Below are 23,371 nucleotides of genomic sequence, written 5' to 3'. Positions count from 1 at the left end.
AAGAATTACAGCGATTACGTGGGCTACGACTTCATACTGCCAACCATATCTTCCGGGCGAACCCAGGCATCAAACTCTTCTTCGGTCAGATAGCCCAGTTTCAGCGCGGACCCTTTCAGCGTCAGCCCTTCTTTATGGGCTTTTTTGGCGATTTCCGCTGCTTTATCATAGCCAATATGGGTATTCAGCGCCGTGACCAGCATCAGTGACTCGTTAAGCAACTGGGTGATGCGGTCGCGGTTTGGCTCAATACCGACCGCGCAATGATGATTAAAACTATCCATACCGTCCGCCAGCAGACGAACTGACTGCAGGAAGTTATGAATAATCATCGGACGGAAGACATTCAGCTCAAAGTTACCGGACGCGCCGCCCATATTGACCGCAACATCGTTGCCCATCACCTGACAACAGAGCATGGTCATGGCTTCACACTGCGTCGGGTTAACTTTACCCGGCATAATCGAACTGCCCGGCTCGTTTTCCGGTATCGCGATTTCACCAATACCACAACGCGGACCGGAAGAGAGCCAGCGAACATCATTGGCAATCTTCATTAGCGACGCAGCCAGACCTTTTAGCGCGCCATGGGCATGTACCAGCGCATCACAGGTCGCCAGCGCTTCAAACTTATTCGGTGCGGTGACAAATGGCTGTGACGTCAGCTCCGCCAGCTCTTGCGCCACCCGTACCGCGTATTCCGGGTGGGTATTAAGGCCGGTGCCCACCGCAGTCCCCCCCAGCGCCAGCTCCGCCAGATGTGGAATGCTCTGCCCGATATGCTTCAGATTATGCTCCAGCATCGCCACCCAGCCAGAAATCTCCTGACCAAGGGTCAGCGGCGTAGCATCCTGCAAATGAGTACGGCCAATTTTGACGATATCTTTATAGGCTTCCGCTTTGTCTTGCAGCGTTTTTTGCAGCGTAAGCAGTTGCGGGGTCAAATGTTCACGCAGGCCGATTACCGCCGCAACGTGCATGGCGGTCGGGAACACGTCGTTGGAACTCTGGCTCTTATTGACGTCATCATTCGGATGCACCAGACGCGACATGCCACGCTCGCCGCCGAGGATCTCGCTGGCACGGTTGGCCAGCACTTCATTCATATTCATATTGGTCTGGGTGCCGGAACCGGTCTGCCAGATAGCCAGCGGGAATTCGTTGACGTGTTGCCCGTCCAGCACTTCATCAGCGGCCCTGATAATGGCGTCGGCGCGCTCTGCGGGCAACAGCCCCAGGTCGCAGTTTACTTTCGCTGCGGCACGCTTGGTCAGCGCCAGCGCGTGCACCAGCGCAGTCGGCATTTTTTCCGTCGAGATGCGAAAGTGCTCAAGCGAGCGCTGCGTTTGTGCGCCCCAAAGTTTATCAACCGGTACATCAATCGGCCCCATTGAGTCTTTTTCAATGCGATTGGCTGCCATTCCTGTCTCCTTTAGCACATTCATTAAATTAAACCGCCCCGGTATCCACCACGGACAACAAAGGCGCGCAACAGTTTGCCATACAATAATTTAACATTATGCGACCTGAACGTCCTTATTGCATTTCAACTGTATTTCTGCCGGCAGTTTCTGTTTTAATAACCGCGGTAAAATTGAACTTAACAGGGACAAATCATGCAAAAGTTAGTCAATTCACTGCAAAATTACGCGTGGGGCAGCAAAACCGCGCTAACCGATTTGTACGGTATCGCCAACCCCGATAACCTGCCGATGGCGGAAATGTGGATGGGGGCGCATCCGAAAAGCAGCTCCTCGGTGGAAATTGGCGGCGAAGTGCACAGCCTGCGCAGCGTGATAGAACGTGATAAGACGCGCCTGCTCGGCGCCCGCGTCGCCGAACGCTTTGGCGAACTGCCCTTTCTGTTTAAGGTTCTCTGCGCCGCACAGCCGCTGTCGATTCAGGTTCATCCCAGTAAAGCCGCTGCTGAAGCAGGTTTTGCCAAAGAGAACGCCGCGGGTATCGAACTGACCGATGCTAAGCGTAACTATAAAGACGCCAACCATAAACCCGAACTGGTGTATGCCTTAACCCCGTTCCTGGCGATCAACGGTTTTCGTGAGTGTCGGGAAATTGTGTCGCTGCTGCAGCCGCTGGCGGCAGCCCATCCGGCGATTGCCGTTTTCCTGCAACATCCCGATGAACCGCATCTGGCGCAGCTGTTCGCCAGCCTGTTATCACTGCAGGATCAGGAAAAAGCGCTGGCATTAGGGGTGCTAAAAGCGGCACTCAACAACCAGCACGGTCAGCCGTGGCAGACGATTAAAGCGATTTCCCAGTTCTACCCTGATGACAGTGGTCTGTTTTCCCCGCTATTACTGAATGTTATTGAGCTGCAACCCGGTGAGGCAATGTTTCTGTTTGCGGAAACCCCACATGCTTACCTGCAGGGCGTCGCGCTGGAGGTGATGGCCAACTCGGATAACGTGTTACGTGCCGGTCTGACGCCGAAATATATTGATATTCCGGAGCTGCTGGCTAATGTGCGCTTCAGCGCCAGCCGGTATCAGCAACTGCTGACGCAACCACAGGTTACAGGCAATATCACCCACTTCCCGATCCCGGTCGATGACTTTGCCTTCGCCATACATGCCCTTGAGCCTGCGCCAGCGCAGATCGAACAGCAGAGCGCCGCCATTCTGTTCTGTATTGAAGGCCAGGCGATTATCCGTCACGGTGAGCAGCAGTTAGTATTGCAGCCCGGCGAGTCCTGTTTTGTCGCCGCGGATGAGTCGCCGCTTACCCTGAGCGGCAGCGGGCGGGTGGCCCGGGTGTTTAACGCCTTGTAACAATGCGGCTGACGTTAGCCGGGGCAATTGCTATTATTATTCAAGCCATTAATCGAAAACGCCCGCGCGGCGTTTTTCTTCGCTGCCGGTGACGGGACAGACCAGGCAGCGCTGACATCAGTGAAAGGATGACAAGTTAAGATGAAAAAGACCAAAGTTGCGGTAGTTGTGGTAGTTGCGCTGGGGATTATCTGGACCGGCGGCGCCTGGATTACCGGCAAGCAGCTTGAGAGCCATATGGATGCCCTGGTAGAGAACGCCAATGCCCGGCTGACCACTATTGCTCCCGAGAGCCGCCTGAAGGTGAGCTATCAGGATTATCAGCGTGGCCTGTTTACCAGCCACGCCAAACTGGTGGTGCAGGCCAGTTCACAAACCGAAGATAACTCACTGCTGAAACCCGGCCAGAGCATTGTGCTGAATGAGACTATCGATCACGGTCCCTTCCCGTTCGCGCAGCTGAAAAAGTTCAATCTGATGCCTGGCATGGCATCGGTACATACCGAACTGGAAAACACCGAAGCAGTGAAAGCGTTGTTTGAAGTCACTAAAGGCGTTTCGGTGATTAAGGCGGATACCCGCATCGGTTACAGCGGCGCCACCTCGTCGGCGATCACCCTGCTGCCGCTGGATTACCAGAACGCTGCCAGCGGCCAGCGCTTTGCCTGGAATGGCGGCACGCTGAATGTGGATGCTGATGCACAGGGCGATAAAGTCAGTTTTGACGGCAATATCGACAGTATCGCCATCACCAGCAAAAATGAGATGGATCTGCCGGTGTTGTTTACCCTGAACGGGATTAAAACCAGCGCCAATACACGCCTTAGCCCGCAGGGCGTGCGGATTGGCGATCAGAGTGTTGATCTGAAAAAACTGACGGCGTCAGTTAACGGACAGGAAGTGGTGACGCTGGAAGGTCTGCAAGGCAGTTCACGTTTTGATTCCAATGAGAAAGCGGTATCCGGCCAGATCGATTACACCCTGGATAACCTGAAGATGCAGAATCAGTCTTTTGGTCAGGGCAAACTGTCGATGAAGCTGTCGCAGTTCGATGGTGCGGCGCTGAAGACCTTCTCCGAGAATTACAATTCGCAGGTGCAGGCACTGCTGAATCAGCCGGGGATTAGCGATGATGCGCAGCGTTATCAGGAAGGGATGAATCAGATCCTGGTGAGCAACCTGCCGCTGTTGCTTAAAGGCGATCCGATCATTACCGTTGCGCCGTTAAGCTGGAAGAATGCTAAGGGTGAAAGCAGTTTCAACCTGGCGGTCAACTTTAAAGATCCGGCCACTGCCAGCGGCCAGGCGCAGAATATCAGTCAGGCGACCGATCGTGTGCTGAAATCACTGGACGGTAAACTGGTAATCTCTATGGATATGGCTACCGAGCTGATGACCCATGTGGCAATGCTCGAAGGCAATCCGCAGGAACAGGCCAGCAAACTGGCGGAACAACAGGTGAAAGGCCTGGCGGCGATGGGACAGATGTTTAAACTGACCACGCAGCAGGATAATAACATCGTCACCAGCCTGCAGTACGCAGCCGGCCAGGTCACCATGAACGGTGAGAAGATGCCGCTCGACCAGTTCCTGTCGCGTTATATGCTGGGTGGCATGTCGGCAATGCCAGAAGGTGTACCGGCAGAGTAACCCTCTTTCCCGGGCGAGGAGCTTTATCTCGCCCGTTTTTTATCCCCCCTCTCAGCCATGTGCTAATCAGCGCGTCAGCGTACGCCACTCAATCTCTGCCAGATAATATTGGGTTTAAAAATGGTACGATGGTATGGCTGCAGTAAATTCCGCCATTTATAGTTGCAAGAATTATTATTCATAATAATAATTATTTAAAGAGCACCAATATAGTCAGTGCCGGCAAGGATCCGCACTTAAAACAGATTTTTCTCAAACATGGAGCTGGACAATCATGTATTCAAATCATGAATCAGATTCTGATGGTATTATTAATGCTAAAATGTTGATCCGTTCGCTGGATATGTTACCGGATCCCTATTGTATTCGCACACCGGATGGCCGGTTTCTCTATGCCAACCTGGCCCTGAGCAGGCTGGCGGGTTTGCGGTCAACAGATATTTTGCTGGAACGCCTTGATTTTGAAATCCCCTCACGACTATTCGAAAATGAAGAGACGCTTAAGGCATGGCGTAATCAGGATCGGGCGATTATCGAGAACAGAAAACCATTGCTAATGCTGGAAATTCATCCACATGCTGTCGAATCCCCTTACCTGTGCAAAAAAGTCCCTTTCTACAATAATAATAGTGAATGCATTGGCGCGTTCTGCTCCATTCAAGCTCTTGAAGCCTTTACACCGAATGACTTTATCAATGGCAAGCTTCCCGTTTCGTTACTACTGAACAAACCAGATAATTTTTTCACAGAAAAAGAGTGTGAGATTATTTTCTTTAAATTACAGGGAATGAGCAGTAAACAGATCGGTAACCTGACAGGCTTATCGCACCGGACCGTGGAAAACCGTCTGGCACAGATGTATGCCAAAGCGCGGGTGAAGCATTTTGATGATTTCCGGCAATTCTGTGAAACACGTAACCTCCATCGCTATCTGCCAAAACGACTGTTTCCCTCGTCAGAATCCGGTTCCAGCGAGTATCCTGAAAAACAATTGCCTTGTGAATAACCCCAATAATAAGTGGCGCCCGGCGAAAAAATAAGTATCGCATACTCATATTGTAAAGTATCAGATAGTCTCTGCCAGACAGTTCGCGGTTGCTACTATGGTGATATTGTTTGACCGGGTCAGTTTACGCCGGAAAAACAGTAGCAGTGCCACACCGGGGAATTAAATAAACCAATAAAGACAATTTTGATCGACACTCTCTTTTCGTGACAGCCTCTGGCTGGCGGGGCTTGCCTCGCCCTCTTTTTTCTCCCTCTCGGGCGGATAGTTATCGCCATTATAGTTTACATTTCTGTTCAGCCGTTGCTCTGCTCAAGCAAATTGCATTACAAAATCGAGCCATGCTATAGTTGATAAGATCTTTCACATTGGTTAATTACCAATATAATTCACAATGTAATTATTCTGAGTAGCTATCCAGGACAGGACTGCTATGTCACACCGGCTATTTTAACAAATGGAGAAGGAAAACCATGAATTTACATAGTCAACCAGATACAAGTAATATTATTATCCCTGAAATGTTAACCCGCCCACTTGATCTATTGCCAGACCCTTACTGCGTACGGACGCCAGACGGTCGATTTCTTTATGCTAATCTGGCACTGGCCAAACTGGCAGGCCTTAAGTCTGCTTATGAGATAATTGACCGTTTTGACTATGAGATCCCTTCGTTACTTTTCGAAGATGAGAATACCCTTAAAGCCTGGCGAACTCAGGACAGAAATATCCTGGAAAACAGAAAACCGCTGGCAATGTTGGACATCCATCCGCATGCGGTAGATTCTCCATTGATATGCAGGAAGGTTCCTTTTTATAATAATAACAATGATTGCGTCGGAGCTTTTTGCACCATTAAATATCTTGAAGTGTTTTCGCCCAATGATTTTGTCCGGGGAAGGCTTCCGGGTTCACTACTACTTAACCGACCGGATGACTTTTTTACCGAAAAAGAGTGTGAAATTATCTTCTTTAAGTTGCAGGGAATGAGCAGTAAAGATATTGGTAATATTTTGTATCTGTCACCCCGCACCATCGAAAACCGGCTGGCGAATATGTACACCAAAGCCGGGGTTAACCATCTCGATGATTTCCGCGAGTTTTGTGAAGCGCGCAGTCTGCATCGCTATTTGCCCCAGCGATTGTTATCCCACAAACGCATTGGCTTTAGCGGCGATATTGACGAAGAGATCCCACTTAGCTGAAATAACAGCTGGCTACTGCGGTAGTCAGCTGATTAACAACCCCAGATTATGCCACCGAAATCAGCCGACATTAGCAGGTGATAATAGTCCGGACTGACCAGCAAAGTAGCGGTGAGATATTTTTTAATCGGGAACGGATAGACAGTAGCTATTCAGCGGTACTCACGAATAAGCACAACCCTGACAGACAACACATTAAAGGCATGGGGCCACTGCCGGGAGGCCTGAGTCAGCAGCGCGGTATTTTCCGGAAAGATGACGATATCGCAGATCAGCGTGCGTGGGTCGAGAGCGTCGAGAGAAAACGGCATTGCCAGCCCCTCTCCCATGCCAACCGAGGTGCCATTGATGGCAATATCGACCTGCCGGGGAATATTGTCACCCGCCACTATTTGCGTGGCAGGAAAGGAATGCGAAAGTTTACGGATTAACTCAGCGGACTTTTCCGGCGTGCGATTGTAAATAATCAGTTCACTGACCTGCTGTTCAGCCAGCGCCCAGGCAATAGCAGATGCGGCCCCACCGGCCCCTGCCAGCCAGACGCGTTTATTCTTCACGGTAATACCACGGCTTAGCAAACTGGCGATAAATCCTTCGCCGTCCAGCATGGTTCCCTCAAGACAACCATCCGGGTTACGACGAATAACATTACCCCCCTACCGCATGGGCTACCGCTGGTTTCCCGCTAACCGTGTTGAGTTCATTCATCGTGAGATGGCCTGTGGCAATAAATTTAGCCCGATCATCTTAATACACACTTCAGAGAAGTCACCCCCTGGCTTCTCAAATCATCAACCCCAGCCGGACGCGATATCCCCGCGTTAATCGCTGATAAGGCCAATTAACCAGCAGTTAAGCGGCCTTGTTGCGCAAATCTCTGGCGTATTTGCGCAAGATGTTTTTATACTTATCTGCACTTTACTTAAAACAACCAAGAGAGTGCGAAATGATCGATACCCGCCTTCCCCTGACTGATATTCACCGTCATCTTGATGGTAATATCCGTGCGCAAACCATCCTCGATTTAGGACGCGAATTTAATCTCTCCCTGCCCGCCAGTACGCTGGAAACACTGCGCCCGCACGTGCAGGTCACCAAAAATGAACCCGATCTGGTCAGTTTTCTGCAAAAATTAGACTGGGGGGTAAAAGTGCTGGCTTCACTGGATGCCTGTCGGCGTATCGCCAAAGAAAACGTCGAAGATGCGGCACGCGCCGGCATTCACTATACCGAATTGCGCTTCTCGCCAGGTTATATGGCCATGAACCATAATCTGCCGGTAGCCGGCGTGGTGGAAGCGGTGATCGATGGTATTCAGGCCGGTTGTCAGCAGTATGATATTGACGTACGTCTGATTGGCATTATGAGCCGTACCTTTGGCGAACAGGCCTGCCAGCGCGAGCTGGAAGGTTTCCTCGCCCATCGCGATGCAATTACTGCGCTGGACCTGGCCGGTGATGAACTGGGCTTTCCGGGTCGCCAGTTCCTTACGCATTTTACGCGCGCGCGCGACGCCGGTTTCCGTATCACGGTGCATGCCGGTGAAGCGGCCGGTCCGGAAAGTATCTGGCAGGCCATTCGCGAACTGGGCGCCGAGCGCATTGGTCACGGTGTTAAAGCGATTGAGGATCCGGCACTGATGGATTTTCTTGCTGAGCAGCAGATCGGCATCGAATCCTGTCTGACCTCCAATATGCAGACCAGCACCGTGGCGCAGCTACGCCATCACCCACTGGCGGCGTTTCTTAACCATGGCATTCTCGCCACCATCAATACCGACGATCCGGCCGTTCAGGGAATAGAGATTGCCCATGAATATCAGGTGGCGGCGCCGCAGGCGGGCCTGAGCCAGCAGCAGATGCGCACTGCCCAGGAAAATGGTTTGAAGATTGCGTTTTTAAGCGAAGACGAAAAAAATCGGATCCGGGCAAAGGTTGCCGGCTGATTAAACCGTGCTCCGCAGACACCGGGGAGCCATTAATGGATCCCCGGCAGTATTTCAGATAGCCCCGAATCAGCAGCGGAATTTATTCCGCCCGCGTTGTCCGGCCGACGTTTGATTATTTCAGGGATAACGTCTGGCGCTTCTCAGCAGACTGCAGACCCAGTTCGATCAGTTCCATCACCTGAATCGCCTCGGCGGCGGTCACCGGATTATTACCCGTGCCGTTAATTGCATCGCGGATCGCCGCATAATATGCCGGATAGTTACCCGGGATGGTCAGCAGGGTCTTCTCCACCATTACCTCGCCTTCGGCCAGCGTCAGCACGCCGTCGCGCATATCGTAGCCCCAGTTCTCCTGCGGCGGACGCGCACCGGCTTTCAGACTATCTTCCTGCGGATCAAGGCCGTACTTCACATAGCTGCCACGCGTGCCGTGCACCTGAAAGCGCGCCGACTCCGCCGCGACCAGCAGACTGCCGTGCAACACCACACGACGCTGCGGATAGGTCAGCACCGCATGGAAGTAATCGGTAGTTTGCGCCCCGGAACGCAGTTCGGCCATATCAACATAAATCGCCACCGGCGCGCCAAACAGTTGCAGTGCCTGGTCGATAATATGGGGCCCGAGGTCGAACCAGATACCGCTGCCCGGCCCTTTGAGCTCACGCCAGCGCTGGCGGACTTCCGGACGGAAGCGATCAAAATGCGATTCCATATAACGTATATCACCCAGCGTGCCATCAGCCAGCAGCGCCTTCAGCGTCAGAAAGTCGCTGTCCCAGCGGCGGTTATGGAACACGGAAAGCAGCAGACCTTTGGCTTTAGCCAGCGCATCAAGCTCACGCGCTTGTGACAGTGTCACGGTAAACGGTTTATCCACCACCACATGTTTACCGGCATTCAGCGCCGCTTTCGCCAGTGGGAAATGGCTGTCATTGGGGGTGGGAATAACAATTAGCTGCAGGGTGGGATCGTCAAACAGTGCCTGGGGATCGGCAACCACCTGCATTGCAGGCCAGTCGGCGTGAACTTTAGTCGCATCGCTGCTGGATACAGCAGCCAGCTCCATTTCTGAGGTACCGGCAATTAGCGGGGCATGAAACGTTTTACTGGCGAAACCATAGCCCACCAGGCCGACACGTATTTTATCACTCATTAGCATTCCTCTTGTTCACTCTGTACATTTCCGCCAGGGTGAGATATCCCTGGCGAAAATGCTTTACCTTATGATTTAAAACCATACAGGCGCAGAGGACAAGGCGGATTCGCCTGAATTATGGCTAACCGGCAGTACGCGGCATATCCCAGCTCTCCTGGGCCACCAGCGCATCGTGGGCATCCTGGCTGCGGCGGCGGAAATCACTGGGGCTGACGCCGACCCGCTTGCGGAATACCCGCGAAAAATAGAGCTGGTCATCATAACCGACATCGCGTCCGACGCTGGCAATCGGCTCCTGGGTGGTTTGCAGCAATAACTTAGCGCGGATCACCCGCTGGTCTTCGCGCCAGCGCAGCAGATTCACCCCCATTTGCTCACGGAACAGATGCGCCAGCCGCGACGGCGACAGGCAGACAAACTTCGCCACCTCTTCTATTTTTACTTCAGCAGCCAGATTGCCGGTAACATACTGACAGGCTTCGATAACCCGTGGATCGCGGATCTGCTGATGCGAGCGTGGATCTTCTTCTACCGCGCGCAGCAACAGACGCTCCAGCAGGTTCATCGCCAGCTCTTCGGCAAAGCGTCTGCCGGAGTTATGGGTTTGCTCAATATTGGCAAACAGACGGTCAAACTCGCCGCGTAGCGACTCCGGTAACCGCAGGCGGCCAACGCCATGGGTCTCATCCTGCCACTGCAGCCAGTCGTTCCAGTAGGCGCGCGGACGGAAGTAGATCCAGCGGTGGAACCAGCAGTCGCTTTCCGCAGAACGGCCATAATAGTGGGGAGTTTTCGGCTGAAACAGCAACAGGTCGCCCGGCTCACAATCAAAAGCCGCTTCGCCGTCAAACACCCGGCCACGTCCTTTAATAGTCAGATTGAGTATATAACCTTTCATCCCCAGCGGACGGTCGATAAAAAAGTCCAGCGGGCCGTTCGCACTGATCGGCGTTAATCCGGCCACCAGCCAGGCATTAAACGGATAGCCCGGCAGCAGCGGATTAGATTGTATCGTTGAAGGCAGACGATGATACATGTTTCCTCCGGTTAGTTATGTGCAGGACAAATGCAAACAATGAGCACGGGCGGCTATCAATGCCGCCCTTCTATTGGGTTAGCTAAAATATCACCGGGGAGCCATAGCCGGCTCCCGCGGGTTTTAGTGTGTTTTCGCTTTCTGTTTGTAACGATCAAAAATAACAGCTGCCAACAATATCAAACCCCTCACCACATACTGTGAGAACGGCGATATATTCAATAAATTCATCGCATTCTCAACCGTACCCAGAATCAGTACCCCGGCGACAACGTAAGATATTTTACCAATACCGCCTTTTAACGACACACCGCCCAGTACGCAGGCCGAGATGACGATCAGCTCATAACCCAGCGAGGTCATCGGCTGGCCGCTGGTCATACGCGAAGCCAGAATAATACCGGCCGCGGCAGACACCAGCCCGGAGAGGATAAAGATAATAATCCGGGTACGCACCACCGGTACCCCGGCCAGACGCGCCGCCTCTTCGTTACCGCCAATCGCCAGCGTATTACGGCCAAAGGTGGTTTTATTCAGCAAAAAGCCAAATAGCACCATGGTCACGATAGTTAACCAGATCGGCGCCGGCAGTCCCAGCCAGTTGGTATAGCCCAGCGCGAAAAAGCGCTCATCTTCGATGCCGACCGCTTTACCATCGGAGAAGATATAGGCCAGACCGCGCACAATCTGCATGGTGGCCAGGGTGGTTATCAGCGCATTGATCTTCAGTTTTGCAATCACAAAACCGTTGACCAGCCCGCAGATCACGCCGAGTAATAGCCCCGCAGCAATACCAATCCACAGGCTTTCGGTCATATTGATCACTACCGCAGTCGTCACCCCGGCACAGGCAATAACCGAAGCCACCGACAGGTCAAAATCCCCTGACGCCAGGCAGAACAACATACCGCAGGCCACCATGCCGGACATCGACATTGCCAGGCCCAGCCCTTTCATATTGATAAAACTGCCGAAGTTCGGAACGAAAATCATGCAGCCGATAAACAGCACGGCAAACACCACCAGCATGCCGAAGTTATCCCAGATGCGGCCCAGATTGACGCCGGAACGCTGCGCCGGCGGCGTCGTATTTGAGGTCGTTGATGAAGACATAACAGCACTCCTGAATTCAGGCCACCGCAGCGGCCACGTGAGAGGTTTTCGGCATGGCGAGACCCAGAGTTTTCTGCTCTGTCGCCTCGTCATGGGATAATTCGCCGGCAATTTCACCTTCGCGCATGATTATAATGCGGTCGGCAAGACCCATAACTTCTGGCAGGTCACTGGAGGCAAACAGCACTGCAATCCCCTGCGCGGCCAGCGCGTAAATCAGGTTATAAATTTCATGTTTGGCGCCGACATCAATACCGCGCGTCGGTTCATCCAGCAGGATTACTTTCATCTCTTCTGATAACCAGCGGCCAAGAATCGCCTTCTGCTGGTTACCACCGGAAAGATTCATAATCAGCTGTTCGGCCGATGGCGTTTTGATATTCAGCGCACGAATATGTTTGTCGGCATTTTTCGCTTCCCAGGCGTGATCGATCAGACAGCCCGCCGTGACATTGTTGCGCCGCGCGCTGATATTGATATTGTCGCGCACTGAGTGCACCGGAATAATGCCGTCGGCTTTACGATCTTCCGGACAGAGCATCATACCGGCACGAATCGCATCGGATGGTTCGCTAATTTTCAACTGCCTGCCATCCAGCCATACCTCGCCCGATTTCAACCGGGTGCCGCCAAACAAACCTTTCATCAGTTCGCTGCGTCCGGCCCCCACCAGCCCAAACAAACCGACGATTTCCCCGGCTTTGACCTGTAGCGAGATCGGCGTGCGTACGCCACGGGCATGCACCTGATCGAGACGCAGACGCACTTCGCCCAAAGGACGTGGACTGTAGCCATAGATATCGCCGATATCGCGCCCGACCATCGCCTGTACCAGCTGTTCATTAGTGGTAGCAGGCACATCGCTGAAGGTGCGCACATAACGGCCATCTTTAAACACCGTAATTGCGTCGCTCAGGGCAAAGATCTCCTCCATTCGGTGCGAAACATACAGCACCACCCGTCCCTGATCGCGCAACTGACGGATCACACGAAACAACTGTTCGATTTCACGCGCCGACAGTGAACTGGTCGGCTCGTCAAAAGCGATAATTTTGGCATTACGCGCCAGCGCTTTGGCGATCTCCACCATCTGCCACTGACCCAGCGACAGATACTTCAGTGGCGTATCCGGATCGATATCCATACCCAGATTTTTTAGCTGCAGTCCGGCCTCATAGCGCAGCAGCGAACGATTTACCCAGCCTCCCCGTTGTGGCAGCTGACCAAGATAGATGTTTTCTGCAATGCTCATTTCCGGTACCAGATGCAGTTCCTGGTAAATAATCGCTACCCCGGCGTCAAGCGCGTCGGTAGCCCGGTTAAAATGCATCTGCTGACCTTGAATGCGGATTTCACCGCTGGTCGCCTGATAACTACCGCTGAGTATTTTTAACAGCGTCGATTTGCCTGCGCCGTTTTCGCCCATCAGCGCATGAACCTGTCCGGCATGACATTCGAAACTAATATCCTGCAGCGCTTTTACGCCGGGAAAGGTCTTGCTAATGCCATGAAACGACAGAAATGCGGGTTCAGTGCTCATGGTTGTCTCCCTGTTAATCACTCTGTTCACCAGACAGGGGCCTGACCAGCAGGCCCCGTAAAGCGGAACTGATTATTTCATCAGCCCTTTTTTCGCCAGTTCGGTTTTAAAGTTGTCACGGGTGATCAGCACCACGTCAGTCACTTCGGTGAATTTTGCCGGTTCGACATCTTTGGTCACCCAGTCGTAGAGCATCTGGCTACTTTTATAGCCATGGACGTCCGGGCTTGGCAGCAGGGAACCGTAGAAGCCGGTGGCCTGTGCTTTTGACAGTTCGCTTACCGCATCAACACCGTTAATGCCGATACCGATCACATCCGCCGCTTTAAAGCCCTGGCCTTCGGTAGCGCGCACGCCGCCGAGTACGGTGTTATCGTTCATGCCGACGATTAACCAGTGTTTGATTTCCGGATGCTGCACCAGCAGTGAGTTACCGGCATCAAAGGCGCCGGGGATATCATTCGATTTGGTCGGGACCTGATAGATCTGTTTTTCCGGGAAACCGGCCGCTTTCAGCGCGTCCATTGAGCCCCCGGTACGACGGCGCGCGGTATCCAGTTCGTTGGCGGTAATCGCCATCACCCCGGACTGCTTGACGTCCCAGCCGCGTTTCTGCATCTCTTTATACAGTTCCTGCCCCTGACGTTCGCCGATTTTGGTCGCCGCCATCATCACCAGTGGCACGGTGTCCATGGGTTTACCTTTGGCGGTAACAAACTGGTCATCAACCGCAATCACTTTCAAGTTGTAGCTGCGCGCTTTGGCGACAATCGCCGAACCCAGTTTCGGGTCTGGGGTACAAATAACAAAACCTTTCGCTCCGCTGGCCGCCAGACTGTCGATGGCATTGAGGGTCTTTTCACCATCAGGGACGGCAATTTTGATCACTTCAAAGCCCAGATCCTTGCCGGCTTTATCGGCGAACTTCCATTCGGTCTGAAACCAGGGTTCTTCTGGCTGCTTCACCAGAAAACCCAGTTTCATTGTTTCGGCGATAGCCGATTGTGACATAACGGCAGCCAACCCGACGACGGCTAACGCTTTAGTGAATTTATGCATGATGCTCTCCGGCTCAATGATGTTTTTTGCATGAGGTAAGCGAAACGGTGTAAACGATACCAGTTAATCTGCTGAATTTCACACCGACTATAAATCAGCTAATTAGCGTGAAAAGCGCACAATAGCTGAACAACCGCTGGGCTAGTTGTACTCACAAACATAAGAAAAAATGTAGAGCGCTATCACATCGTGGAATTACAGCAGGTTCATCCATACATTCAGCAAATTTAACCGTTCGTTAACTTTTGATGCCGGTCACATATCGCAACAGGATGACAGAAATGTGCATATATGCAGCCGCAGATGACTAACCTCTTCCCGGCCATATTCTTAGGGTTAACAGCAGTGATTGAGGATTAACAGGAGAGTCCCGATGCGTGCTGGTGCCATAACGATTGGCCTTGATTTTGGTAGTGACTCGGTGCGCGCCCTGGCGGTGGATTGCCAGAGCGGCGCTGAGTTGCAAAAGCAGGTGGTTGCCTATGCGCGATGGAAAGAGGGGAAATACTGTGACCCCAGTGCCAACCGCTTTCGTCATCATCCGCAGGATTATATTGATGCGCTGGAACAGGCGATTGTCGGCGTAGTCGCGGCGCTAAGCCCCGAACAGCGCGCCAGCGTGGTGGGAATTGGCGTCGATTCAACCGGCTCCACCCCTGCCCCGATTGACCGTGAAGGTCGGGTGCTGGCGTTACGTCCGGAGTTTGCCGACAACCCGAACGCCATGTTTGTACTGTGGAAAGATCACACGGCAATAGAAGAAGCCGAAGCGATTAATCAGCTGTGTCATAGCGGTAAATTTAATGACTATTCCCGCTATATCGGTGGTGTGTACTCCTCAGAGTGGTTCTGGGCCAAAATTTTACATGTGTCCCGCGCAGATGCCGCGGTACGCGAAGCGGCGGTGTCATGGATTGAACTGTGCGACTGGGTACCGGCACTGTTAAGCGGTACCACCGCACCGGCAGATATCCGCCGTGGCCGCTGTGCCGCCGGGCATAAATCCCTGTGGCATCCAGAGTGGCAGGGACTGCCTGCCGCCGAATTCCTGAATGCGCTTGATCCATTATTAACCCGCGATCTCGACTTCCCGCTGTTTAACGATACCTGGACTGCCGATGTGCCGGTGGGCACGCTGACGGCTGAATGGGCGCAGCGCCTCGGTTTAGCGCAGAGCGTCACCCTGTCCGGTGGCGCGTTTGACTGTCATATGGGCGCAGTAGGCGCCGGTGCGCAGCCCTATACGCTGGTAAAAGTCATCGGCACCTCGACCTGCGACATTCTGCTTGCCGATGCGCAGCGCGTGGGCGACCGCGCGATTGCCGGTATCTGCGGTCAGGTTGATGGCAGCGTCACCCCTGGCATGATTGGCCTGGAAGCGGGTCAGTCGGCTTTTGGCGATATGTATGCCTGGTTCAGCCGCTTACTCAGCTGGCCGTTACAGCAGGCGGCAAAAGATCAGCCGCAATTAGCGCCGCAGCTGGAAGCCATTCAGCAAAATTTATTACGTCAGTTAACCGATGCCTGGGTCGCTAATCCGCAGATGGATCATCTGCCGGTGGTACTGGACTGGTTTAACGGCCGCCGCACCCCGTTCGCCAATCAGCGTCTGAAAGGGGTGATTACCGATCTTAATTTAGGCACCGACGCCCCGACCCTGTTCGGCGGGTTTATTGCCGCCACCGCTTTCGGCGCACGCGCCATTATGGAGTGTTTTGAACAACAGCAGATCCCGGTGGAAAACGTGCTGGCTCTCGGTGGTATCGCGCGCAAATCACCGGCGATTATGCAGGTGTGCAGTGATGTGATGAACCGTCCGCTGGATATTGTCGCTTCCGATGAGTGTTGTGCTCTCGGCGCCGCCATTTTTGCCGCTGTTGCCGCCGGTATCTATCCGGATATCTCCAGCGCGCAGCAAAAAATGGCCAGCCCAATCGCCAATACCCTGCAACCGGACGCCAGCCGCGCCGCACGTTTCGAACAGCTCTATCAACGTTACCAACACTGGTGTGAGGCAGCAGAACCGAATTATGCCTCGCGCACTTCATCCGATATGTAAGGAGTAGTTTTATGGAACAAGTTAACGCGCTCAGCGTGTGGTTTGTGATTGGCACGCAGCATCTGTATGGCGCCGAAACATTACGTCAGGTTGAACAGCATGCGCAACAGGTAGTTGACGGGATGAATCGCGAAGCCAGCCTGCCATTTAAATTGCAGCTGAAACCGCTGGTAAAAAGCCCGGATGAAGCACTGGCGTTATGCCGTGATGCCAATTATGACCATAACTGCCTCGGCATTATCACCTGGCTGCACACCTTCTCTCCGGCAAAAATGTGGATTGGCGGTCTGTCGATCCTGAATAAACCGCTGATGCAGTTCCACACCCAGTTCAATGCGGCTATCCCGTGGGACAGCATGGATATGGACTTTATGAACCTGAACCAGACCGCACACGGTGGTCGTGAGTTCGGTTTTATTGGCGCACGCATGCATCTGCAGCACAGCGTCATTACCGGTCACTGGCAGGATCCGGTCAGCCATCAACGCATCGCGCAATGGATGCGCGGCGCAGCGGCGAAACTGGCCAGCCAGCAGCTGAAAGTGGCGCGCTTTGGCGACAATATGCGTGAAGTGGCGGTGACTGAAGGTGACAAAGTGGGCGCACAGATCCAGTTTGGCTATTCAGTCAATGGCTGGGGGGTCGGCGATCTGGTGGAAGTGATTAACCAGGTTTCCGATGGCGACGTCAATGCGCTGGTCGATGAGTATGAAAGCCAGTATGAATTTACCGCTGTTGCCGCAGTAAACGGCGAGAAACGCCAGAACGTGCTGGATGCGGCGCGGATTGAACTGGGGATGAAACGCTTTCTTGAAGCTGAAGGTTGCAAAGCCTTTACCACCAATTTCCAGACGCTGCATGGCATGACTCAGTTGCCTGGTCTGGCGGTTCAGCGTCTGATGGCGCAGGGCTATGGCTTTGCCGGTGAAGGGGACTGGAAAACGGCTGCGCTGCTGCATATTTTCAAAGTGATGGCGCAGGGCTTGCCTGGCGGCACCTCGTTTATGGAAGACTATACCTATAACTTTGCGCCGGGTAACGATCTGGTACTGGGTTCCCATATGCTGGAAGTCTGCCCGTCGATTGCACGTGAAGCGAAGCCATTAATCGATGTGCAGTATTTGGGCATTGGCGGCAAAGCGGATCCGGCGCGTCTGATCTTCTCTGCGCCTGCCGGACGTGCGGTGAACGCCAGCGTGGTGGATATGGGCGATCGCTTCCGTCTGCTGGTCAATGTGGTTGACGCTATTGAACAACCCAAAGCGCTGCCAAAACTGCCGGTCGCACGCGCTATCTGGCGCGCCCAGCCGTCACTGGCAACGGCGGCGGAAGCCTGGATCCTCGGCGGCGGCGCGCACCATACGGTATTCAGCCAGGCGCTGAATGTGGAAGATATGCGTCTGTATGCTGAAATGCACGGTATCGAGATGCTGGTGATTGATAACGAAACTACTCTGCCGGCATTTAAAGATGCGCTGCGCTGGAATGAAGCTTATTATCGTTTAAATATGCGTTAATCTGATAAAAAGCATTAATTAAAATCGGGGGCTATTCATAGCCCCCTTACTTTTATCCAACATAAAGTACCAGCAAAAAATTCACGCCATCACTGGTCAGCAAACGGCACCCGGATTAATAAAGGATTATTTAACCTGATACTTTTATTTAACCAGAGTGAGATAGTGGCTGGTCATTTTTAATCATAACGTGAGTTATGGCGATTACTCTCTGGCGCCAACAGCTTCACCTGAAACGCCCTCCCCGCCCCAGCAGCCTCCCGCGCGCCTTGTTGCGTTGCCCGCTAATACTTATCATGCCATTAATAAGCATTAATCGCCGCATCAGCGGTTAAATGAATATCATTCCAGCCTAATGCAGACGAATTTTTTCCGTTATATCCATAGATTGCGACTGAAGGGTTTATGAATAACCTGATAAATCCCTGATAAAAATCTCAGCGTCACCACAGAGAATTAAATATATGTAAATCTGATTTCTCTACGCCGTCATCTGTCGCTTATTACCTCCAGCACCCCTCAGTCGCGTTCAGGATAATCTTCAGCGGTATTTATTCCCGACGGAATAACGGTATTCCTGAAGCCATCGGGGATTTATTCATGTATTAATGGAAAAGCAGGTTAATGAGAAAACAGACTCTGGCAGAGATTGCCAAAAACCCGAGCCGGGGCTGGGGCAAACTACTGGTTGTGTCCCAGATAGCCTTACAGGTATCCCTTGCCATCAGCCCTTTTTATCTGCACAGCGCCCATGCTGACGCAGCCCAGCCGCCCCTGAAGTGGTACCCGTCCGGCAACCTGACAGCAGAAGAACAGGCCGGCTATCAGCGCCAGACCGCACGCCTGGCGACGGCCGGTAACCTGCTGTCGCAGGACAACACCGCCGCCGCCGCCGCCGGTATGGCCCGTTCCGCTGCCACCGGTGAACTGAACAGCGCCCTTTCCGGCTGGCTGAACCAGTTTGGCAGCGCACGCGTGCAGCTGAATGTTGATGAGAAGTTCGGCCTCAATGGCAGTCAGGCCGATGTGCTGCTGCCGGTGTATGAAAACGATGAGGTACTGCTATTCAGCCAGCTCGGTTTTCGTCATGCGGATAGGCGCAACACCGGTAACCTCGGCCTCGGCGCCCGTCGCTTCAGCGATAACTGGATGTTTGGCGTTAACACCTTTTACGATAACGACTTCAGCGGCAATAACCGTCGGGTTGGGGTCGGCGTTGAAGCATGGCGTGACTACCTGAAGCTGTCCGGCAACAGCTACTGGCGTCTGAACGACTGGCACCAGTCGCGTGACTTTGCCGACTACGATGAACGTCCGGCAAATGGCTATGATCTGCGTATGGAGGGCTGGTTACCGGCTTACCCGCAGTTGGGGGCTAAGCTGATGTACGAACAGTACCAGGGTAATGAAGTCGCCCTGTTTGGTAAAGATAACCGCCAGAAAAATCCATGGGCATTTAGCGGCGGCGTTAACTATACGCCAATTCCTCTGCTGACCGTCGGCGCGGAGCATCGTGCAGGCAAGAGCGGCCAGCAGGATTCACAACTCAGCCTGGCGATGAATTATCGCTTCGGTGAACCCTGGCAGAAACAGATCGACCCGGCTGGCGTCGCGACCAGCCGTTTGCTGAGCGCCAGTCGCTATGACCTGGTCGAGCGCAACAACAATATTGTGCTCGACTATCGCAAACAGGAGCTGCTGAAGCTGACGCTGCCGGAAAAAATCAGCGGTAAAAGCCGCACTGTGCTGCCGCTGAGTTATACGCTGAAAAATAAGTATGCCGTGCAGCGTATTAACTGGGAATCACCCGCGCTGATCGCCGCCGGCGGCAGCATTACGCCAGCCGCTGAAGGTCGTATCAATATCCTGCTGCCGGACTGGCAGCCGGCGGGGGCTAATCTGTATACCCTCTCCGGCACGGTATATGACATCAACGGCAATACACACAGTGCCAGCACGCAGATCCAGGTAGAGATGGCCGCCGTCAGCGCCGACAGCAGTGTGGTGGAAGCCTCAGAGCGCAGCATTCCGGCAAACGGCACCAGCACTTCGGTGGTGACCGTGAAGCTGCTGGATGCGAACGGTCAGCGCGTCGCTAATATGGCGCCGTTGCTGCAGATGGAGATGAGTGAAACCCTGCAGAAAAACCAGCCAGCGGCGCAACGCGCGCTTAAATTAAAGCCGGCGATCATCAGTAAGATAACGGAAAGCTCCGCGGGCATCTATCAGGCAACCGTGACGTCCGGTACCCGCCTTGGCAGCATTGTGGTGACGCCGAAGGTGAAAGACACCCTGCTGACCGCGGTGACGATTTATGAGGTGGGCGACCAGGCAACCGCAACGCTGGCAGATGGCGATCTGACGGTTGATAACACCCATGTCGCGGCAAATGGCATGGATAAAGCCACCTTTAGCGCACAGGTAAAAGATGCCAATGGCAATCCGGTGGAAGGGGTAGCCATCGAGTGGCGCACCACTCTCAGTCAGCTGATAGCCACCGATTATAGCGGCGCCGACGGTAAGGCAAGCGCAACCCTGAGCAGCAGCAGTCTGGGGAACGCGCAGGTGACGGCGACAGTAAATGGTCATAGCGTCAATGCGCCGCCAGTGAGTTTTATTGCGGATATCAAAACCGCGCAGGTGGTTACCCTGACCACCGACAAGGCTAAAATCACCGGTACCGGCGTGGAGCTGGCGCAACTGACCGCGACGGTGGCAGACCAGCAGGGTCACCCGGTAGCCAATGCGACAGTGAACTGGCGCAGCAGCCAGGGCAACTTAGCGGCAACCTCGCAAACCAATGACAGCGGAGTCACCGTGGTTACGCTGACCGCACCGGTTTTGGTGGCATCGCAAAATGAGATTGCAGTTATCACCAGCAATATCGAGGGTTCTGACCGCCAGCCGGTTGACAGCTACCCGCTTGAAATCCGTGCAGTTATGCAGGCGGCGGGGAAATATTACTGGACCATGTCAAGCGACCTGCATACCGATCTGGAAAGCCCGGCGGCGAATTTTTGCTATAACCATGGCCGTGGGCGATTGTTAAATCGCGGCGATGTATCCGATTTTGGCAGCGGTTCAGGACACGCCGACTTTAACCGGATGAACGTTGCCGGTGAGTTTAAAGATGGCCTGTATCCCCTTGCCGGCGAGTGGCAAAGCTACGGCGCCGATCTTAATTCAGCCGACGGCACCATTGGCACCATACAGCCGCATACGCCTGAGGGAGGAAGCTGGTTATATGCCTGTGTAAAAGAGGCCTGATACTCCCCCGGCGTTAATCTGATCAAGGCTCCGTAAGGAGCCTTATCTTTGGCTCAGGTGCTGAGGCGTTTCACCGGCGCGTTCTGCTGGCGATCCCAGATCACCGTTAACAGCCGTTGTAGCGCGATAAAACCGAATAACAGAATGCCGATGGCGATTTTGGTCCACCAGGAACTCAGCGTGCCGTCAAAGTTAATCCAGGTCTGGATCAGCCCCTGAATCAGTACCCCAAACAGGGTACCCAGCACCGTGCCGACGCCGCCTGACAACAGCGTGCCGCCGATCACCACCGAAGCGATAGCATCCAGCTCCACCCCCATCCCTGCCAGCGCATAGCCCGCCGAGGTGTAGAGTGAGAAGACAATACCCGCCAGCGTAGCCAGCCCTGATGACAGCATATAGATCTTCACCGTAGTGGCGCGGGTAGAGATACCCATTAGCTGCGCCGAGGTAGCATTGCCACCGATGGCATACACCTGATTACCAAAACGGGTACGGTGCGCCAGCAAAATGCCGGCCGCCACCACCAGCAACATCATCAGCGCCAGCAGGCTGAGCCGCCCGCCGCCGGGGACTTTCCATGCCATCGCCGACAGACTGGAATAGAGAGGATGATCGATAGGTATCGAGCTTTCCGCAACCAGATAGCTGCAACCGCGCAGGAAGAACATCCCGGCGAGGGTAATAATAAACGCCGGGATCTTCAGTGCGTCAATCAGCCAGCCCATCATGGCGCCAAACGCCGAACCGGCCAGCAGAATGATGGAAAACGCCAGCCACGGCGACAGATGCAGATCGCCGATCGCCCGCGCGAGGAACACGCCGGTAAAAGCGATGACCGCCCCCACCGACAGGTCAATACCGCCGGAGAGGATCACAAAGGTCATCCCTACCGCAATAATGCCGAGAAAAGCGTTGTCGGTAAGAATGTTACAGATCACCCGCGTGGAGGCAAAGCCGGGAAACTGACTGAGGCAGAACAGATATCCGGCGACAAACACCAGCAGCGTAATCATCAGGGGTAAATGACGTTTAATCACGGCGACGCCCTCGTTTAAACAACTGGATAAAGCGCGGTGACTGCAGTAACAGCACGCACATAACCACTACCGCTTTCACCACCTGATTCAATTCCGGCGGGAAACCGGAGAGCAGAATACCGGTATTCATCGCCTGAATAATCAACGCGGCAATCAGCGATAGCACCAGATTAAAGCGTCCGCCCATTAACGAGGCGCCGCCAATGACCACCGCCAGAATCGCATCCAGTTCCAGCCACAGGCCGGCATTATTGGCGTCGGCGCCACGAATATCCGCCGCGACAATCAGCCCGGCCACCGCCGCACAGAGGCCGCTAATTACATAAGTCGACATCACCACCAGCCAGCCGGTGACGCCGGCATTACGCGCAGCGCGCAGGTTAATCCCTACCGCCTCAATAAACAGTCCCAGTGCGGTTTTACGGGTTAACAGCCATACCAGCAGCGCCACCAGCAGGGTTATCCATACCGGCACCGGCAGCCACCACAGCGTGCCGCTACCGAGGCGCGCCAGCGCGTCGCTGTTAAAAGTGACAATCTGTCCCTGAGTTATCAACTGGGCAATACCGCGCCCGGCCACCATCAGGATCAGGGTGGCGACAAACGGCTGAATTTTCAGTAACGCCACCAGCACGCCATTCCATAAACCACAGGCAATACCGGTACCGAGGGTGACGAGGATCACCAGCGTCAGACTGTAACCGGCTACCGTCATGGTCGCCGCCGTCGCGCCGGCAATCGCCATTACCGCCCCCACCGACAGATCAATACCGCCGGTGGCAATCACCAGCGTCATACCGATCGCCAGTAGCGCGACCGGTGCGGCGCGGTTAAGGATATCGATCGGACTACCAAACAGCCGACCATCCTGCAGGTGAATAGCAAAAAAATTATTCGCCACCAGACTGTCAACCAGCAGTACCAGGATCAGAGCAGCAATTTGCGGCATACCCGGCGGCAATTTACGTTTCAGCATGCGCGGCTTC

At 53.8% G+C, this 23,371-nt stretch carries 17 protein-coding genes; 8 read left to right on the top strand and 9 right to left on the bottom strand.

The genetic code is table 11. The features are described 5' to 3' along the window. Positions 1-23: 23 nt before the first annotated feature. Positions 24-1,421 carry a class II fumarate hydratase gene (gene fumC, locus JWF83_RS11765; protein WP_413650402.1) on the bottom strand — a complete coding sequence of 466 codons (1,398 nt, stop codon included), beginning with the start codon at positions 1,419-1,421 and terminating at the stop codon, positions 24-26. 195 nt (positions 1,422-1,616) lie between these two features. Here fumC and manA point away from each other — a divergent pair, with 195 nt between their 5' ends. From manA to JWF83_RS11745, 4 genes are all read left to right on the top strand, one after another. Then, on the top strand, positions 1,617-2,789 hold the full coding sequence (gene manA, locus JWF83_RS11760) for a mannose-6-phosphate isomerase (protein ID WP_413650401.1): 1,173 nt from the start codon (positions 1,617-1,619) through the stop codon (positions 2,787-2,789). Between the two features lie 141 nt (positions 2,790-2,930). Continuing rightward, on the top strand, positions 2,931-4,439 hold the full coding sequence (locus JWF83_RS11755) for a YdgA family protein (RefSeq protein WP_413650400.1): 1,509 nt from the start codon (positions 2,931-2,933) through the stop codon (positions 4,437-4,439). Positions 4,440-4,713: 274 nt separating this feature from the next. Then, on the top strand, positions 4,714-5,445 hold the full coding sequence (locus JWF83_RS11750; protein WP_413650399.1) for a helix-turn-helix transcriptional regulator: 732 nt from the start codon (positions 4,714-4,716) through the stop codon (positions 5,443-5,445). Positions 5,446-5,918: 473 nt separating this feature from the next. Then, positions 5,919-6,650, top strand: a complete 732-nt coding sequence (locus JWF83_RS11745) for a LuxR C-terminal-related transcriptional regulator (protein ID WP_413650398.1) — start codon at positions 5,919-5,921, stop codon at positions 6,648-6,650. Between the two features lie 152 nt (positions 6,651-6,802). Here the strand turns inward: JWF83_RS11745 and JWF83_RS11740 are convergent, their stop codons facing one another. After that, a complete protein-coding gene (locus JWF83_RS11740) occupies positions 6,803-7,258 on the bottom strand; it encodes a hypothetical protein (protein ID WP_413650397.1) in 456 nt (151 codons plus the stop codon). A gap of 338 nt (positions 7,259-7,596) precedes the next feature. On the opposite strand from JWF83_RS11740, the gene add reads away from it, so the two are divergent. Continuing rightward, a complete protein-coding gene (add, locus tag JWF83_RS11735) occupies positions 7,597-8,595 on the top strand; it encodes an adenosine deaminase (protein WP_413650396.1) in 999 nt (332 codons plus the stop codon). Between the two features lie 115 nt (positions 8,596-8,710). Here add and JWF83_RS11730 read toward each other — a convergent pair whose 3' ends face one another. The 5 genes from JWF83_RS11730 to JWF83_RS11710 all read right to left on the bottom strand — a co-directional run bounded on the left by JWF83_RS11730 (position 8,711) and on the right by JWF83_RS11710 (position 14,502). Next, positions 8,711-9,751 (bottom strand): oxidoreductase, encoded by a 1,041-nt coding sequence (locus JWF83_RS11730; protein WP_413650395.1) that lies wholly within the window; start codon positions 9,749-9,751, stop codon positions 8,711-8,713. A 124-nt stretch (positions 9,752-9,875) separates the two neighbouring features. Further along, entirely contained in the window at positions 9,876-10,790 is a 915-nt protein-coding gene (gene araC / locus JWF83_RS11725) for an arabinose operon transcriptional regulator AraC (protein WP_413650394.1), read from the bottom strand. Positions 10,791-10,913: 123 nt separating this feature from the next. Then, positions 10,914-11,903, bottom strand: coding sequence for an L-arabinose ABC transporter permease AraH (gene araH / locus JWF83_RS11720; protein WP_413650393.1), 990 nt, complete (start codon positions 11,901-11,903; stop codon positions 10,914-10,916). 16 nt (positions 11,904-11,919) lie between these two features. After that, entirely contained in the window at positions 11,920-13,443 is a 1,524-nt protein-coding gene (araG, locus tag JWF83_RS11715; protein ID WP_413650392.1) for an L-arabinose ABC transporter ATP-binding protein AraG, read from the bottom strand. Positions 13,444-13,515: 72 nt separating this feature from the next. Continuing rightward, positions 13,516-14,502 carry an arabinose ABC transporter substrate-binding protein gene (locus JWF83_RS11710; protein WP_413650391.1) on the bottom strand — a complete coding sequence of 329 codons (987 nt, stop codon included), beginning with the start codon at positions 14,500-14,502 and terminating at the stop codon, positions 13,516-13,518. 373 nt (positions 14,503-14,875) lie between these two features. Between JWF83_RS11710 and JWF83_RS11705 the strand changes: the two genes are divergently transcribed. From JWF83_RS11705 to JWF83_RS11695, 3 genes are all read left to right on the top strand, one after another. Continuing rightward, positions 14,876-16,561, top strand: a complete 1,686-nt coding sequence (locus JWF83_RS11705; RefSeq protein WP_413650390.1) for a ribulokinase — start codon at positions 14,876-14,878, stop codon at positions 16,559-16,561. 11 nt (positions 16,562-16,572) lie between these two features. Beyond that, positions 16,573-18,078, top strand: coding sequence for an L-arabinose isomerase (gene araA / locus JWF83_RS11700; RefSeq protein ID WP_413650389.1), 1,506 nt, complete (start codon positions 16,573-16,575; stop codon positions 18,076-18,078). Between the two features lie 624 nt (positions 18,079-18,702). After that, positions 18,703-21,345: an inverse autotransporter beta domain-containing protein gene (locus JWF83_RS11695; RefSeq protein WP_413650388.1), complete on the top strand. Its 2,643-nt coding sequence runs from the start codon at positions 18,703-18,705 to the stop codon at positions 21,343-21,345. 53 nt (positions 21,346-21,398) lie between these two features. On the opposite strand, the gene yjfF is transcribed toward JWF83_RS11695, so the two are convergent. Together yjfF and ytfT are read right to left on the bottom strand one after the other, a co-directional pair. Continuing rightward, entirely contained in the window at positions 21,399-22,385 is a 987-nt protein-coding gene (gene yjfF, locus JWF83_RS11690) for a galactofuranose ABC transporter, permease protein YjfF (RefSeq protein ID WP_413650387.1), read from the bottom strand. Further along, on the bottom strand, positions 22,378-23,361 hold the full coding sequence (ytfT, locus tag JWF83_RS11685; RefSeq protein ID WP_413650412.1) for a galactofuranose ABC transporter, ATP-binding protein YtfT: 984 nt from the start codon (positions 23,359-23,361) through the stop codon (positions 22,378-22,380). The genes yjfF and ytfT overlap by 8 nt, the downstream gene beginning before the upstream one ends. Between the last annotated feature and the right edge of the window lie 10 nt (positions 23,362-23,371).

Origin of the sequence: Pantoea sp. B65 (genome assembly GCF_047308185.1) — a bacterium.
Lineage (GTDB): Bacteria > Pseudomonadota > Gammaproteobacteria > Enterobacterales > Enterobacteriaceae > Erwinia.
Note: the sequence above shows the minus strand (reverse complement) of the source record. Positions and strands in the feature narration are given on the sequence as shown.